This window comes from Magnetococcales bacterium (assembly GCA_015231175.1).
GTDB lineage: Bacteria > Pseudomonadota > Magnetococcia > Magnetococcales > DC0425bin3 > HA3dbin3.
Genome location: JADGBZ010000019.1, coordinates 15218 through 30787 on the forward strand (window position 1 = coordinate 15218; position 15570 = coordinate 30787).

The window sequence follows — 15570 nt, forward strand, 5'->3', positions numbered from 1 at the left end:
CCGTGACGCCATGGCCAACTTTCGCACACATTTCAATGTGGCTGCCGTGGCAGGCGGTGTATGCGCCACCTCCTTGCTTGTTGCCGGGGAGATGGGATGGGGGGAGACGTTGGCCTGTTTTTCGGCAGCCATCATCGGGGGGTTGTTGCCTGACCTGGACGCCGACAACTCCACACCCCTGAGTGTCGCCTTCAGTATTCTGGCCGTCTGTTGTTCATTTTTGCTGATGTTCAGCCAGGTGGGTCGGTTTTCCGTGCTGGAGCTGCTGTTTTTGTGGGGTGCCGGCCATTTTTTGGTGCGGCAGGGGGTTTTTCGCCTGTTTAACCGGTTGACTGTGCATCGAGGCATTTTTCACTCGGTGCCGGCCATTTTTTTGTTTGCTTATCTGACGGTGCTTGTGGTGTGGGGGTTGTGCGGCGCTTCCCCGAAAACGGCTTGGCTGACAGGAACCTTTGTTGGCATAGGTGTCTTTATTCATCTGTTTCTGGATGAAATTTTCGGCATCAACCCGCTCAATCCCATGGGCATGAAACACGCCATGGGTTCAGCCCTGAAACTCCACTCCCGGGAGTGGCTGGCGACCGGCTTGATGTATGTGGCCGTTGCCGCACTGTACCTTGCCACGCCGCACACCGATGGCCTCTATCAACACCTGCTCCGGCAAGACACCTGGCAGCGGATCGAACAGAGGTTCATGCCAAAATCCGGCTGGTTTGTGGGAGGCTTTTCTGGACCCGTCAGCAAATCAACAGGTCTGTAGCACTATTCAGTGGATCGGATTTTCGTAACTATTCACCACCCTTGCAAAAAAAGCCTGGACAGGAAAGCCTTTGTCAGGGCTTCGCCCCGAACCCCGCCAGGGCTCTGCCCTGGACCCGCCAGGGCTCTGCCCTGGACCCACCAGGGAGCCAGCCCCCTGGACCCCGATTCGTGGCCGGGTGGTGAATAGTTACGGATTTTCTTTCATGCTCCTGGTTCCAACCCCCAAAACTGCGTCAGGCGCTCGCTGACACAACTTGTTGTGTCCGGAAAAAAGAGCCCCTGCCGGCCACAGCCATGGCTTGGATCCACGGATTGTCCGTGTCCCTGATCGAGCCGATGTTCCTCCACGACGACATCCCCCTGGGGTAGTCGGTACTGGAGGCGCTGGTGACCGTCCACTCTCTCTTGTTGTCCATCATGCGTGTCTACACCGTGCAACGAACGCCACTGCTCGACAAGTTCCCGGGCATTATCCGGATTGACCACCCAATCGTGACTTCCCTGCCATATGGAGACCCGGGGCCAATGTCGGGGCGGGGAAACGGCCTGACGCACCCGATCTCCCCACTCCTGCGCCGTGCGGTCCGGGGCAAAAGCCATGCACAGAGCCCCTTGCCAGGCATTGCTGGCACACCGGGCAGGTATGCCCGCAACGATCCCGCCACCGGCAAAAGTGTCTGGCGAGGTGGCCAACATCAGGGATGCCATGGCGCCGCCCCCCGACAGACCGGTGATGAACACCCGTCGCCGATCGACAGGGTACGTTCGAGTCACTTGGCCGATCATGGCCATGATGGAGGCCACCTCTCCGCCCCCATGGGCCTCTTTGCTACCGAACCAGTTGAGGCACCGCATGGGGTTATTCCAAAACTGTTGTTCCGGCAGCAGAAGAATCAATCCAAGTCTCTCGGCCTGTGCCACCCAGCCGCTGGCCTGGGCAAAGTGCGCCGCCGACTGGTAACAGCCATGCAGCGCAACGACCAGGGCTGGATGGGGCGCCACCTTCCGGGGCAGATAAAGCCACATGTGTACATGACCCGGATTGGGAGAAAAATTGTCCACATGGTGCAACCCGGTTTCTTCTCTCGGGACAACCAGGTAGATGACCCATAAAACACCCATGACCAACCCGATGCGACGCCGCCATCGATACCGCAACCACATCGCCATGGATTTTTTTTTTCCGTCATGGGGCACTGTTCACCACCCGACAACGCATTGGGGACCGGGGGGCTGGCTCCCTGGCAGGTCCAGGACAGAGTCCTGTCCTGTTACCCATCCAGACCCCCTGTGGTGGCAACGGGCGTTTCCTCATGGTCCGTGGATGGGGGTTTACGCAGATGAATCAAGATAATGGCCGCCATGGAAATGAATCGGGCATGGCCAACAAAGAGAAAATCCAAAAATTTCAAGGGTGCCAATGGCACGCACAGGAGGAGATAAAGCAAGCCTTGCAGTTTTGGTTGACCAAAGCTGAGCAGAATGGAAAAAAACTCCGTCACGGCTGCGTTGAAGAGGGAAAAAGGACCGGCCACGGTGATTTGTTGGAGCACCTGCCAGCCGGAAAAAAGGTGCGCCAGACCGGCATGGGTGTAGCGTTGGAAATCGTCAGGCGAGGCGTGAAAGGGGTAGAGAAATGGAACCACATGAATATTCTCACCATTGGGCTTGGTAATCCTTTGGATTTCTTCCCAGGCATGATGGATGTATGGAATGTGTTCCATGACATTGTTGGTCAGTACCATCGTCACTGAATGGGAGCGAAATGGCAGTTGGTGGATGCTGCACACAATATCCACAGCTGCATAGTCCACGACATCTATGGCGAACACATCCGGGTGGATCCGATGGTTGCCGCTTCCCAAATCCAGGACGATCTCCTCGCCGGGCCGACAGGATTTCAGCAGATATCCCAGAGTGTCATACGGGTAGCTTGGAGATATGGCGGGCCGGACAAGGCGATAATAGAGTGGACCCAGGAGACGTTTGAAATGATATTTCATCCCATCCAGGGAGTCTTGGGTCTGGATGGGGGTGATAAAATGGATGGCGCCATTTTTCACAGGATAGGTGGCGTGGCAGGATGGACACACCAGAGCCGAATCCTGCTGGGTCGACTCTCCTTGCTGGATCAGATCCCCCTTGCAACCGGGACAAACACAAACTCTGAGGATTTTTGCAAATTTTTCCGGGTTCATTTTCCTGGATCCTTTTGTTACGGCCACGCAAGGAACATTTCCAGGATGCGCGCCCGCATCACAGAACCGGTCAAAAACAGGGAGCGCCTGCACCAAAAAGGGTGATGGGGGAGCATGCCTGCACGCAGAGCCAACTCTGGCGCCCTGACCCGGGCCAACTCCAGGTGCTGGCGGCTGACCTCGCCATCCCGTTCCTGGAACACCATACCCAAGGGTTCTTCGCCTTGTTCCACGGCACTCCGAACGACCTGTGCAAGGCCATCCAGCAACATTTCCGAGTGGGCAAAGATCAAATCTTTCCGAGCAATGCTCAGCCAAGCCTCCCGAACCAGGATTTCCTTGCCAACCGGAAGCTGGGGAAGTCCCTGCCAGAGCACCAAGTTTTCTTGCCAGGATGGCCGCAGAGTCTGCCGCTCCAGGCGAACCCGCAAAGGCTTTCCTGTGGTGGTTTCCAGGTGGCGGGTCAATGAACCGTCACAAACTAAGGCCTGCTGCAAAGGGGGATCCAAAACGGAGAAGGATGCACTTTTTTCGGTCAGAGACAAGCAACCTTGCCATCCCTCAAAAATCTGTAATGAAGAGAGGATATCCATGGTCCCGTCATCTCATCCCGACCCAAGAAAAACCGGAGTCCCGCCCAAACCACCCCATCTGGCAGGGTGCAGCCTTTCCAGGTCAACCTGTTTTTCGCGTGCCTCTCTTGGCCTTGAGTTCATATTGGGAAATGCCGTCTTTCTCGTGCATGATCCGAATGATCAACTCCCCGAGCAAACCGTGAGCGACCAGTATCACCCCCGTCAGCATCATGGTCACACCCAACAAAAGCAGGGGTCGTTCGCCAATATTGTGACCCTGGACAAATTTCACCCAGGCCAGGTACAGGGAGATCAGGAAACCGCTGCCTCCGATATAAAACCCCAAGCGACCGAAAAATTGGATGGGCCTTTGAATATACTTGCGCAAAAAATTGATCAGCAGAAGATCGAGGACGACTCTGAAAATTTTATTCAGGCTGTATTTGGATTTGCCAAAGACTCTGGGACGATGATTGACCGGGAGTTCACGTATCTCCGCACCAACGGCGCTGAGCAGGGCAGGCAGGAAGCGGTGCAACTCCCCATAGACCCGCAGCCGGGATAGAACATCCCGACGGTAGACTTTCAGGGAACAACCATAATCATTCAGGTGAACGCCGGTTTTTTTGGATATGATGCGGTTGGCGACCTGGGAAAAGAAAACACCCAGAGGGGGATCTTTGCGAATTTTCCTCCAGCCCGACACCACATCCACATCTTCGGTTTTCAGGTGATTCAGCAAAAGGGGAATATCTTGCGGATCGTTTTGCAGATCCCCATCCATGGTGATGACGATGTCACCCTGAGCGTGATCGAATCCGGCCTGCAATGCGGTGGACTGGCCATAATTCCTGGCCAACCGGATCACACGCAGTTCCGGAACTTCCGGTATGAGGCGCTGGAGGTTGGGCACCGTTTGATCGCTTGAGCCGTCGTCGACAAAGATGATTTCGAAGGTTTTGCCCAAGCTTCTGGCCACATCCAGGATCTCCTGGGCGAGCATGCTGACGTTTTCTTCTTCGTTATAGACTGGAATGACGAGGCTCAAATCAGTGGGAGCTTCTCCAGATAAATCACTCATTCTCATGCTCCACAGCGCCTTCAGGGTAGTCCATGCACCGATAGGTCAAGGCAAAACGGTACCGTGTGTCGGTCAGAACGGGATATAGTATACGTTTCGCTCATGGATGCAATGCAGCAACTCGCGCAGATAGGCCCAGGAGAGATAGTGGCGCAGATATCCCGGCGCCATGCCCCGCATGCCCTTGCCGTGTACGGTGGTATTGAACGAAAGATGGTAGCCTGGCACCTTGTAATTCCCACGGAGATAGCCGAGGACACCATAACTCCGGTACGGGCGACAGCCGAGTTTGATGAAATAGTCACAATGTTTCAGTACTTCTTCATAAAGTTCCGGGGTCTCTTTGGGATGAGTCGGACCATAGGCATCAAAAATGATATCGAAATGCAGATCGGGTTGCGAACGGAGGTATTCCAGGGCGTTGGCGCAGACATAGTTGACGCCGGGAAAGAGCTTTTTTGCTGTGGAGATGGCCAAAGGGTTCATATCCAAGCCGACCACGTTGGGAATGGAGTGACTCAAAAGCCAAGGGCTGACACCAAACCCACAGGCAATTTCAAGGAAACTTCCTGGGGGTTTCTGATCCAGGTAGCGGAAGATGGGTTTTTGTCGCTCCGTGATCCAAAACATGACGGTCAAGATATTGGACAGGGGATTGTGCGGTTCGAGAAATGTCTTGTTCAGAGGGTATTCAATCTCCAACCCTTGGATTTTGTCCAAAATATAATTTTTAAATCGGACAGGTCCATCCTTGTTCAAAAAATAATCGTTGATCGCTGTCAGATTGTCATATTTTTTATGGAACGTCCTTGAGTATAAATAACTGATTCCCATATTCTTTCTCAATATCAAACGGTTTAGGGGAGGGATTGTCGCTGTCAAGAGGTTCGGACCATTCGGAAAGGCGGGGGCCTCATGCCGTGCTCAGGGTTTGTCGCAATTGTGGCGATCCGCAAGAAAATAGAGATGGACAGGACCAAACTTGCCAGCAAAATCCAGATACAACCTGGCAGGGTTGGCCAACTTGAATCGCGACAAAACAACACGTCCGCCCATGCGAACAAACTGGCACATATCATAATCCAGAGGAATCTCCGCCAAGTGACGGCTTTCTTTGGCTACATGGGCATAGAGATGCGAAGCAATCTTGTTGTCGAGGTGGTCTTTGGCTTTTTCCCGGGCATGAATTTTTTCAAATTCATAAAAATAGGCGAGGGGGAAATCGTAAAAAACACCGTCCAGTATGGGATAGCCATGAAACAGGGCAATCGAGGGTGGTATCCCGATGCTGAGCACCTTTGCGGCCTGTTTGCCGGCAGGGACACGCGCCCGGACGAGGGGATCGATCTGGCGGAAAACATCCAGCATGTAGTAGTCGCGCAGTCGAAGGTATCCGCGATCATTCATGATGAGGGAATCTTCCGAGGTATAGACCTCTGTCCCTAGAATTTTGCCCAAGGTTACCCTGCTGTCTGCGCTGCCCTGCAAAATCTGTTGGTTGCCGGAGATCCATTGGACCATGGCAGCCCTGAACCCCATCTCCGGGGAGAGTCCCAGGCGATCCTTGATGGTCTCCTTGGCTCCCGGAAACTGGAACAGGGTATGAAGTGTCGCCAGCACCGTAAAAACGATCAAGAGTTTTTCCATGCCCAGCCATGCACGTCGTGCGATGGTTTCGTGAACGATGTGGAGACTCAGGGCGAAAACAACCCACCACACCGTTGGCGAGATCGTATCCAGGCGCTTCAGATCCAGGGGCAGGTTGAACCATTTCATCAGGAACTGCTCGCTGTCGAAAAGGGCAAAAAAGAGGCTGATCAGGAGTTGCAATCCCAACAGAAACCAGAGCAGCCTGCCGGCATTTGCCAGCGGTTCCTGACTCAGGGCACTCTCCTGACGACCCTCTGCCACTCCCAGCGGAGTGGTACCTTTTCCACCCACCAAACTGGCCCATCCAACCATGACCAAAGCCATGAAAACCCAGGGGAAGTGATAGGAAAAATGGCGGGTTTTCAGACCCAGGAAAAAGTGATTGAAGAAGACACTCAAAACCTTGCTCAATTGGAACTCGGTGTGGATATCAAATTTTCCCTGTATGCGATAGGAAGTATATTCGTAGGCTGGGAAAAACCAGTGATAAAAAAGACGGTGCTCGCCTGCCACGGAGATGACAACGAGAAGGAGGGTCGCCAACGCCATGTGCCGCCGGGTCGGGTGGCCGATCCAATAGGCATGGAGCGTTGCCAGGAGCAACCAGCCACAGGCCATGAATCCACCCCAGGCCAAGGCGGAAAAAAATGGGTATACACAGATGGCCACCCAACTCATCGCTCCCGCACGACTGCGCCAGATGTTGATGGTGGCCCATGCCAGGAGAGGGAGATAGACCACGGTGCCACTGCGTGTCATGGAGTGCGGAATAACAGCAAAAGCAAAGGCAACCACCCCCACAATAGAGGCTTTCAACCGGCTGTTTTGGGGAATGATGTGGTCGTGCAACAACAACATCATGCCGAAAAAGGCCACCCCATGCACAAGGAAGCGTTCGACGACAAACCCCGTGAAGGGATCGAAAAGCCGGTACAGGTTGTAGGCCAGGTGGAAATCTCCCATGGCCAGGGCATTGTACGGCATCCCTCCGGCCAGATCCGGGACCATGTAGTTCAAGTCCAGGAACAGGCCAGGAAGTCTGGCCCGCAGGACATAGTATGGCAGAAAGCTGTCCAGAAAATCTTGGGCAATGGCAAACGCATTTCCAGGAGGCAGGCTCTGAAAGACCAGCAGGCCGACCAACAGCATCGCAAAGAGAACCAGAATCAGATGCCTGGAACGATCCGTGGAGGGGGCGGAGCGATTCACGCAAGAGGCCTCATCTGTAAAAGATTGAAATGGGGGCATGCACCCGGGCAACCACGGCTGGGCGTCGCATGGCCACGCGCCGGGTATGGTATCCTTTGTCGCCCTTGATGACAACCGACCGTCACCCGGATTCCAGGGCAATCGCCTGAAAAAGGGCAGTGCATCTCTTTGGTTGATCGTGCAGAACCCTGCGGGAGTGTTCTATCTGCCAAGGAGGGTATGATGGCTGTCGTGGATGTTCGGTGTCTCTGTGTGTGGAAGTTTGAAGGTTGTAAAATTCAGGAAACAGGTTCACAGGCTCGAATAAGCCTCCACCGGAACCTGGATGGTCCTCATGGGTTTCTTGCCTGTGCTCTGAATGGCATGAAAATCGGCCTCAATGCGCTTCAAAACGGTGGACTCGAAATACCGTTCACCACAAAACTCGCATTCCAGACAAGGGACATCGGTCACCACCATGAATCGCTCTCCAAACCGGTAGAGATATTCCACCTGCCTGGCAACCATGTGGCGGTGGCCGCAGAAGGGACATTTTCCAGCCATATCAATCACCCCTCTCGAAAGGTGTTTTAAACTTCGGCGGGCCGGGAATGTAGACGGTGATGATCACCATCCGTTCTTCCCATTGACCGCAAACCACATGCACAGGCTTACCCGCATGGGTAAATCCAACCACCAGACAGCTTTCCCCACGTCCAGTGTCGTCGTACTGCTCCAGCATCCGCCCGGTAAGAATGGCTTGTTCAACTTCAACGAGGGTCAGGCCGTCGTTGCCACGCTCCTGATCGCCATGCCGGGAGTAGAAGTAGGTATCTTCACGGACGGAGTGTCGAATCCATTCCAGGTCTGTCAATTCCATCCCTTTCCATCACAACAGACTATCTTTTGGGTCAGCAGCCCGTTGATCGAGATTCCCTGGTCGCGAGGGCATGCGGTCCAACACGGGGTGGGAATCTCCCGTGGATCCTGATGCTCAGGCGGCCAGGCTGAAGGACGGCAGTACGCATTTTGCCTACAAGCCGGGACACGCGGTGGATTTGGAAACCGGGGCGGTCGTGGCATTGGAAAAGGGTTCATGGAAAAGCCGGATTGCCGAACCTGAGCGGTCTGGGGTCCAGCACTGGCGCGGCGATGATGAGGCACGCCGGACGGTATACAACAACCGTATACGGTTTTCGTCCGAGATCGGCAAGGCAATGATGCGCGAGCGCGACGAGCTATTCTGTTCATCGTTTTGGTCATGGCTCCGAAGGCTGCAAATCTTCTGCTGGTGGTCTTCATGGCACCCTTGTTGGAGTTGTAAAAACGGGGTTTTTCAACGGGCTGTTAATATAAGATCCTTTTTATTTCTTGCAGTGCAAAAAGAAACAGAAAATAATAATGGTTAGGAGAAAATGCATAAAAAGGAATTATGAAGGAAATCTAAGATAAATAAAATAAATTAAGCCTATCGAAAAATAAGCAGAAGAATAATAACGATTAAGAGAAATTTCGTAGAAAAAAAGAATCCTGAAGAAAATCCAATGTAAATAAAATAGATTAATATTATCGAAACAGATGCACCAAATATGAGAAATAAAATATTTTTAATTAATTCACTAATATTATTTATAATTTTCTTTAAACTAATTCTTTTTACTGATCCACCAATATTATTTAGAATTTTTTTAAAGGAAAAAGATTTAATAAATTTAAATGCTATATAAAATATCATTATAGATATTGCAGAAACAAGAAAAATAAAACTATAATTTACTAAAAACATAGTTTCGATATATAGAACATCCTGCTGGTCAAACACAATGAAAAAGATCCATAAAATATTGATAGTGGCAATAATAACTGGCTTTCGGTTGCTCCAATGAACCATCACAAAAGAAACATCAATAAAATCAAGAGAAGATCTAAAACAAACGGTACGTTATTATCTCTAAGGTAACGTTGAGCATGAGCATTCCCCTTTTCTGCCGCCAGCTGAAACCACTTTATGGCCTCCTTGTCGTCCTGGGGAACACCTCTGCCAGAGTGGTACATTTCACCAAGCTGTACCTGAGCGTCAGTATCCCCCTTTTCTGCCGCCAGCCGAAACCACTTTATGGCCTCCTTGTCGTCCTGGGGGGGAGCACTTTTGCTTGGAAAACGTATCAACAAACGATATTTTGGACCAGGGCGATCACTCAGGTGTATAATTCCCTTTTGGTCAACAAAAGCAAAAATATCCGCATAGGCTGACTGGTTGACCAACAGTGCTTCAACAACCAATATAGTCAACAAAATTATAAATAACTTCAATGTTTTATATTGGTGCTCGAAATGGTCCGGGCGTCTCAATGAACAGCTCCACTTATCCACGAAATCCATCGCGTTCGACGGTCAGTCTTGCAAGATCTTCTTCGGACACTCTGACTCCGACTCTATGGCACAGCCCATGGGTACGTTCAGACTAGCACACCGTTGATGAAGTCGCCACAGCACGCAACGGTCTTCCCTCAATCGCCACAACATCCTGGAGTTCACGGCGGAGGCCATCTATCCAGGCTACAAAACACTTTCGAAACGCTTTCGGGTCCAAGGCGGGGAAAATGTCTCCCAACGTATCGCAGGAGGAGACCCTGTTCTCGAACGGCATAAATTTCCTCATAAATTCAATCTTCTCATCCCATATCACCCCAGAGGGTCTGGACCATGGTCAGAACGGCCAGTGCGGCTGTTTCGGTCCGCAAGGTGCGTGGACCCATTCCGACGGTTTGAAAACCCAATTGGTCGCGGGCGAAGGCGACCTCATCAGCTGTCAACCCACCTTCCGGGCCGGTCAGCAGGGTCACGGGCGAACCAGGGCGAGGCGGAGGCAGCGCTCGCAGACCGGTTCCATGCCGTTCCTCTTCCCAAAAAAGCAGGCGGGTTCCTTCCGGAATGGCGACGGCGAGGGAGTTCCAGGAGAGTGGGGCATGGACATGTGGTATCTGTGTGCGTCCGCACTGTTCGGCAGCTTCGATGGCAATACGCCGCCAGCGTTCGAGCTTGTTGGCGCCTTGCCGCTCATCCGGACGGCTGACGCTCCTTTTGGTCAACAGGGGGATCACGGCCACGGCGCCCAGCTCAACCCCTTTCTGGATGACCAGCTCCATGGGCGCCGACCGCGACAGGCCATGTACCAGCGTCACGGCAAGAGGGGATTCACATCCCCCGGGTAAATGTCGCACCAGCCGCACCTCGGTTCGACTTCCAGCGGTGTGCAGGATCGCTTCCCACTCCCCTCCCGAACCATCGAACAGGCGCACCACATCTCCCGAGGACAACCGCAGCACACGTTGCAGATAGTGCCCACCGCGTTCATCCAGGGGGTGGATCTCCCACCCTGGTTGCAGGCCTTCAGCGATGAAAAGGCGCGGAACGGTTGACAAGTCAGCGCCGGGAGGCTAGTGGTCCAATCGGTCGTCCACCCAGGATATGGACATGAATATGGAACACCTCCTGGCCACCAAATGCGCCCACATTGGTGCTGACCCGATAACCATTCTCGACCAACCCCAACTCCCGGGCCACATGGGCCGTCCGCTCCAGGAGGTATCCTGCCATGTCCCGGTCATCCAGGGTGAAACTGTCCAGAGACGCATAATGATGTCTGGGAATGACAAGCACATGGACCGGCGTCTGTGGATTGATGTCGTAAAAGGCGACCACGCGATCATCCTCATAGACGATCTGGGAAGGAATTTCCCCCTTGGCAATCTTGCAAAAAACACACGTCTCAGACATGACGACTCTCCCTTGCCGGAGCTTGCACGACAACATGGATGGTACGATCAATCCGTGCGAAAGGCATCCTTGAATGCGTCTTTCGACAGGGCGAAAGTAAACAAGCCCAAATTATCGACGATCCTCAAGCCAATTCCGTTATCGGTGACCCGGACCACCTCGAACTCAAAGCGAAAATCCTGGCCATGGGCCAGACACCCCTGGTTCAGATGGACCTGAAATTCCTGGTCACCCACCTCGATTCGTACACCCGTTGTTGGCAGGGTCGGATTGATATCAGGTGGCATTTCGATTTCAAAAAACCCGCGTTCGCCGATCAGCTGCCATTTGGGCTCGTAGTCGATCTCCAGTTGGAGACCCTCCATGCTGACATCCGTCGTGGCGCCCATCAGGGTCAAGCCACTGAACATGTTTAGAGTCAACTGTTTATTGTGGGTACGGCGTTCGCTTGTGCGCCGGGGAACGGCTGCCATGGAGAGGCCGGAGGTACCAAAACGGTCCAGCAGTTCCTGAAAAACGACATCGGGATGAATATCCATATCGGCCAACATGACCCACAGGTGGAACAACAGATCTGCGGCCTCGTGGATCACTTCGGCAGGGTTGTCATCTTTCCCGGCCATGACCACTTCAAACGCCTCCTCGTCCACCTTGCGCAAAATCTCCCCACGTCCCTTATGGTACAACTGTGCCACATAGGAGTGTTTGGGATCAGCCAATTTTCGTTGCAAAATAATCTCATACAAATCCAGAAGGACTGTCTGGGTGGTGGGCCCTGACGCGCTCATTTGCCGTAGATCTCCTCCGGGTTGATTTCTGGTGCGCATATTTCGGCCCACCTGTCGTCTTGGACCTCCAGGTAGAAACAGTTGTGTCTTCCGGTGTGGCAGGCGACGCCAACCTGATCCACCAGGAGCAGGAGGGTATCCCGGTCGCAATCGGTGCGAATGTTCTTGATCCGTTGCACATGTCCCGAGGTTTCTCCTTTTTTCCAAAATTTTTGCCGGCTGCGGGACCAATAGCAGGCGACGCCGCTACGCAGGGTTTCGATGAGGGAGTTTCGGTTCATCCAGGCCATCATCAACACTTCGCCGGTATCGTGCTGTTGGGCAATGGCGGGGATCAACCCATCGGCGTTGAATGTCAGGCTATTCAGATCGGGGAACGTATCCATGGTGGGTTCTCATATTCGGACGCGGTGCATGAAGTGCGAACTTCGACACCGTTCGCACGCAGATAGGCTTTGGCCTCGGGTATGGTATGTTGGCGGAAATGAAAAATGGAGGCTGCCAGGACGGCATCGGCCCCACTGAGTTGTAAACCTTCCAGCAGGTGTTGCAGGGTTCCCACACCACCGGAGGCGATGACCGGAACGGTGGTGGCTGCGACGATGGCCCGGGTCAAGGGGATATCGTAACCGATTTTGGTGCCATCTCGGTCCATGGATGTGAGCAAAATTTCGCCCGCCCCGTAGGCTTCCATGCGTTGTGCCCAGGCCACGGCATCCAGGCCGGTCGGTTTGCGCCCGCCATGGGTGAAAATCTCCCAACGGAGGGGTTGGTTGTCGGCCCCGCGCTCCACACATTTGGCGTCGATGGCCACGACGATACATTGGGAGCCAAACTGGTTGGCAGCCTCCTGAACAAATTCGGGTCGAAACACCGCTGCCGTGTTGATGCCCACCTTGTCGGCGCCCGCATTCAACAGGTTGCGGATATCCTGATTGGTGCGCACGCCCCCGCCGACTGTCAGAGGGATAAACACCTGTTCGGCAGTCCGGCGCACCACGTCCAGGATGGTATCCCGGCCTTCGTGGGAGGCAGTGATATCCAGGAAGGTCAATTCGTCAGCCCCTTCGGCGTCATAGCGCCGGGCGGCGGCCACTGGATCGCCGGCGTCCACCAGCCCCTCGAACTGGACCCCCTTGACAACCCGCCCCTCCTTGACGTCCAGACAGGGGATAATGCGTTTGGCCAGCATGCTCCCTACCCTCCTGTCTGTTGGTGACCAAATTTGAGTTTCATGGTCAACATGCAGAGCGACAAAGTGAGGATGATTCCATTGGCGCTGATGATGGGTACGGACCCAGCCAGGAAACCATACCACAACCAGAGTCCAGCGCCGGCGGAGTTGATCAGGAACATGCTCAGGGAGATATCCCCGACCGAACGGGTGCGCCACGTCCGAACCACCTGAGGGAAGAACGCGGCGCAGGAGAATATGGCAGCGACATATCCCAGCAGGTCAAGTCCTGGCGCCAAGAGGGGTATCATCCCTTGGTGGCGGCCACAGCAGCAGCCAAGTCAAGGCCACCATCGTAAATGGCCTTGCCTGTGATGACGCCGGATATTTTGCCGCCATTCGGAAACGGCCCGGCGTTGACCATCACCTCACGTATATCCTGGAGAGAGGAGATTCCTCCCGACAGGATCACGGGTACCCGCACATGACTTGCCAGGGCACGGGTTGCTGGAATGTTGGGCCCTTTGAGGACACCATCGCGGCTGATATCGGTAAAGATGATCTCGGTGGCTCCCGCATCTTCGAGGCGTTGCGCCAGATCCAGGGCGGAGATTTCCGTCGTTTCCGACCATCCATCGATGGCCACGCGACCGGCGCGTGCATCAATACCAACGGAGATTCGGTCTGGAAAGGTTCGGCAGGCTTCCCGGACAAAATCCGGATTGCGGCATGCCACCGAGCCCAGGATGGCGATGGAGACCCCCATGGTGAAACAATTCTCAAGGATCTGCATGCTGCGCAGCCCGCCTCCCAGCTGCACTGGGATGGTTGCCGCATCCAGGATGGCCCGGATTGCTTCCAGATTGACGGGGTGGCCGGCAAAGGCGCCGTTGAGATCCACCACATGGAGCCGTTCCGCACCTGCTTCTTGCCAGCGGGCGGCGATGGCCCCGGGGTTATCCGAGTAGACGGTGTCGAGATCCATGGCTCCCTGATAGAGACGCACACAGAGCCCATCTTTAATGTCGATAGCGGGGATAACGATCATGTCAGGTTGACCACTTCAGAAAGTTGTGGAGAAGCCGCAAGCCATGTTGCTGGCTTTTTTCCGGGTGAAACTGGGTTGCGAACAGGTTCTCCTTGGCCACTGCGGCAGTAAAGCCGACACCGTGGAAGCTGGAGCCGGCCACATCCGTCGCGTGGGTGACCTGGCCATGGAAGGAGTGGACAAAATAGAAGTGACTGTTGTCCGGGATTCCGACCCACAGGGGGTGATTTTGTTCCTGGTGCACCTTGTTCCAGCCCATGTGAGGCACTTTGAGGTGGCGTTCGGGGTCGGTTGCATCTGTCATTGCGCGGGAGAACGGCACCACGCGGCCCGGAATCAAATCAAGGCCGGGATGGTACCCAAACTCCTCGCCAGCGGTAAAGAGCAGTTGCATACCCACACAAATGCCCAGGAAGGGACGCCCCGTCCGGAGATGTTCCAAAACGGGTTCTGTCAGACCTCTGGCGTCCAGGTTGGCTCGGCAATCGCCGAAGGCGCCCACTCCGGGCAGGACAAGCCGCTCAGCACGGGAGATATCCGCCGGGTCACTGCTGATCCGCACCCGACCGCCGACGATCTCCAGAGACTTTGTCACGGAACGGAGGTTACCCGACCCATAATCCACGACAATGATCATGTATTCAAGGTTCCTTTGGTGCTGGGAACCTGGCCTCCCAGATTTGGATCCAGGGCGCAAGCGGTGCGCAACGCCCGTGCCAAAGCTTTGAAGCAGGATTCGATGATGTGGTGATCATTCTGGCCATACAGGCTGGTGACATGCAAGGTCATGCCGGCATTGTTGGCAAAGGCCACGAACCACTCCCGAAACAGTTCGGTGTCCACCACTCCCAGCCGGGGAGTGGCAAAGGTCACATCCCAAACCAGGCAGGGCCGATTGGACAAATCCACGACGACACGCGACAACGCCTCGTCCAATGGAACGTAGGCATGGCCAAAACGGGTGATCCCCTTGCGTTCGCCCAAGGCTTGACGGAAGGCCTGTCCCAGGACGATGCCGACATCCTCGACCGTATGGTGACCATCCACGTGGAGATCCCCCTCGGCATGGACGCGCAGATCAAAAAGTCCATGCCGACCCAGTTGCTCCAGCATATGATCGAGAAACCCCAGCCCGGTACGAATTTCCGTGACTCCGTTGCCATCCAAAGCCACCTCTGCCCGTACCCGAGTCTCACGTGTCGGGCGTTCGACAACAGCCTTGCGTTCCATTTTGGTCTCTATACATCTCAACTTTCGCAGTTCGCGAAATGGCTTGGTGGCCTGATTTCCGCCAAATACCCGGGTGAGGCCGGCCCTTTTGTGCTA

General features: G+C 54.3%; 21 protein-coding genes. 2 read left to right on the forward strand and 19 right to left on the reverse strand.

Features of this window, described 5'->3' with window-relative positions; all coding sequences use genetic code 11:
• Window positions 1–10: 10 nt before the first annotated feature.
• Window positions 11–760: a metal-dependent hydrolase gene (locus HQL63_06260; GenBank protein ID MBF0176438.1), complete on the forward strand. Its 750-nt coding sequence runs from the start codon at window positions 11–13 to the stop codon at window positions 758–760.
• A 203-nt stretch (window positions 761–963) separates the two neighbouring features.
• Here the strand turns inward: HQL63_06260 and HQL63_06265 are convergent, their stop codons facing one another.
• The 8 genes from HQL63_06265 to HQL63_06300 all read right to left on the reverse strand — a co-directional run bounded on the left by HQL63_06265 (window position 964) and on the right by HQL63_06300 (window position 8334).
• Entirely contained in the window at window positions 964–1932 is a 969-nt protein-coding gene (locus HQL63_06265) for a PHB depolymerase family esterase (protein ID MBF0176439.1), read from the reverse strand.
• A 101-nt stretch (window positions 1933–2033) separates the two neighbouring features.
• Window positions 2034–2960, reverse strand: coding sequence for a methyltransferase domain-containing protein (locus tag HQL63_06270; protein MBF0176440.1), 927 nt, complete (start codon window positions 2958–2960; stop codon window positions 2034–2036).
• 17 nt (window positions 2961–2977) lie between these two features.
• Window positions 2978–3505 (reverse strand): chorismate lyase, encoded by a 528-nt coding sequence (locus HQL63_06275; GenBank protein MBF0176441.1) that lies wholly within the window; start codon window positions 3503–3505, stop codon window positions 2978–2980.
• A 130-nt stretch (window positions 3506–3635) separates the two neighbouring features.
• Window positions 3636–4616, reverse strand: a complete 981-nt coding sequence (locus HQL63_06280; protein ID MBF0176442.1) for a glycosyltransferase family 2 protein — start codon at window positions 4614–4616, stop codon at window positions 3636–3638.
• Between the two features lie 72 nt (window positions 4617–4688).
• On the reverse strand, window positions 4689–5450 hold the full coding sequence (locus HQL63_06285) for a class I SAM-dependent methyltransferase (protein ID MBF0176443.1): 762 nt from the start codon (window positions 5448–5450) through the stop codon (window positions 4689–4691).
• Window positions 5451–5540: 90 nt separating this feature from the next.
• On the reverse strand, window positions 5541–7475 hold the full coding sequence (locus tag HQL63_06290) for a hypothetical protein (GenBank protein ID MBF0176444.1): 1935 nt from the start codon (window positions 7473–7475) through the stop codon (window positions 5541–5543).
• A 291-nt stretch (window positions 7476–7766) separates the two neighbouring features.
• Window positions 7767–8018 carry a type II toxin-antitoxin system MqsA family antitoxin gene (locus HQL63_06295; protein MBF0176445.1) on the reverse strand — a complete coding sequence of 84 codons (252 nt, stop codon included), beginning with the start codon at window positions 8016–8018 and terminating at the stop codon, window positions 7767–7769.
• Window position 8019: 1 nt separating this feature from the next.
• Window positions 8020–8334 (reverse strand): DUF4258 domain-containing protein, encoded by a 315-nt coding sequence (locus HQL63_06300; GenBank protein ID MBF0176446.1) that lies wholly within the window; start codon window positions 8332–8334, stop codon window positions 8020–8022.
• Window positions 8335–8434: 100 nt separating this feature from the next.
• On the opposite strand from HQL63_06300, the gene HQL63_06305 reads away from it, so the two are divergent.
• Window positions 8435–8863, forward strand: coding sequence for a hypothetical protein (locus tag HQL63_06305; protein ID MBF0176447.1), 429 nt, complete (start codon window positions 8435–8437; stop codon window positions 8861–8863).
• Between the two features lie 481 nt (window positions 8864–9344).
• Here HQL63_06305 and HQL63_06310 read toward each other — a convergent pair whose 3' ends face one another.
• From HQL63_06310 to hisB, 11 genes are all read right to left on the reverse strand, one after another.
• Entirely contained in the window at window positions 9345–9836 is a 492-nt protein-coding gene (locus HQL63_06310; protein MBF0176448.1) for a sel1 repeat family protein, read from the reverse strand.
• Window positions 9837–9918: 82 nt separating this feature from the next.
• Window positions 9919–10104, reverse strand: coding sequence for a hypothetical protein (locus HQL63_06315; GenBank protein MBF0176449.1), 186 nt, complete (start codon window positions 10102–10104; stop codon window positions 9919–9921).
• A 25-nt stretch (window positions 10105–10129) separates the two neighbouring features.
• Window positions 10130–10879 carry a 16S rRNA (uracil(1498)-N(3))-methyltransferase gene (locus HQL63_06320; protein MBF0176450.1) on the reverse strand — a complete coding sequence of 250 codons (750 nt, stop codon included), beginning with the start codon at window positions 10877–10879 and terminating at the stop codon, window positions 10130–10132.
• A gap of 1 nt (window position 10880) precedes the next feature.
• Window positions 10881–11234: a histidine triad nucleotide-binding protein gene (locus HQL63_06325; GenBank protein MBF0176451.1), complete on the reverse strand. Its 354-nt coding sequence runs from the start codon at window positions 11232–11234 to the stop codon at window positions 10881–10883.
• Window positions 11235–11281: 47 nt separating this feature from the next.
• The gene (locus tag HQL63_06330; GenBank protein MBF0176452.1) at window positions 11282–12022 is read right to left on the reverse strand and encodes a phosphoribosyl-ATP diphosphatase; all 741 of its coding nucleotides are present in this window, start codon (window positions 12020–12022) and stop codon (window positions 11282–11284) included.
• A complete protein-coding gene (hisI, locus tag HQL63_06335) occupies window positions 12019–12408 on the reverse strand; it encodes a phosphoribosyl-AMP cyclohydrolase (GenBank protein MBF0176453.1) in 390 nt (129 codons plus the stop codon). The genes HQL63_06330 and hisI overlap by 4 nt, the downstream gene beginning before the upstream one ends.
• Window positions 12387–13214: an imidazole glycerol phosphate synthase subunit HisF gene (gene hisF / locus HQL63_06340; GenBank protein MBF0176454.1), complete on the reverse strand. Its 828-nt coding sequence runs from the start codon at window positions 13212–13214 to the stop codon at window positions 12387–12389. Before hisF ends, hisI begins: the two co-directional genes overlap by 22 nt.
• Before the next feature lie 5 nt (window positions 13215–13219).
• The gene (locus HQL63_06345) at window positions 13220–13507 is read right to left on the reverse strand and encodes a SemiSWEET transporter (protein MBF0176455.1); all 288 of its coding nucleotides are present in this window, start codon (window positions 13505–13507) and stop codon (window positions 13220–13222) included.
• Window positions 13504–14244 carry a 1-(5-phosphoribosyl)-5-[(5-phosphoribosylamino)methylideneamino]imidazole-4-carboxamide isomerase gene (hisA, locus tag HQL63_06350; GenBank protein ID MBF0176456.1) on the reverse strand — a complete coding sequence of 247 codons (741 nt, stop codon included), beginning with the start codon at window positions 14242–14244 and terminating at the stop codon, window positions 13504–13506. Before hisA ends, HQL63_06345 begins: the two co-directional genes overlap by 4 nt.
• A 1-nt stretch (window position 14245) precedes the next feature.
• Window positions 14246–14881 carry an imidazole glycerol phosphate synthase subunit HisH gene (gene hisH / locus HQL63_06355; GenBank protein ID MBF0176457.1) on the reverse strand — a complete coding sequence of 212 codons (636 nt, stop codon included), beginning with the start codon at window positions 14879–14881 and terminating at the stop codon, window positions 14246–14248.
• Complete coding sequence (gene hisB, locus HQL63_06360; GenBank protein MBF0176458.1) at window positions 14878–15474, reverse strand: imidazoleglycerol-phosphate dehydratase HisB; 597 nt, start codon at window positions 15472–15474, stop codon at window positions 14878–14880. The genes hisH and hisB overlap by 4 nt, the downstream gene beginning before the upstream one ends.
• Window positions 15475–15570 lie beyond the last annotated feature (96 nt).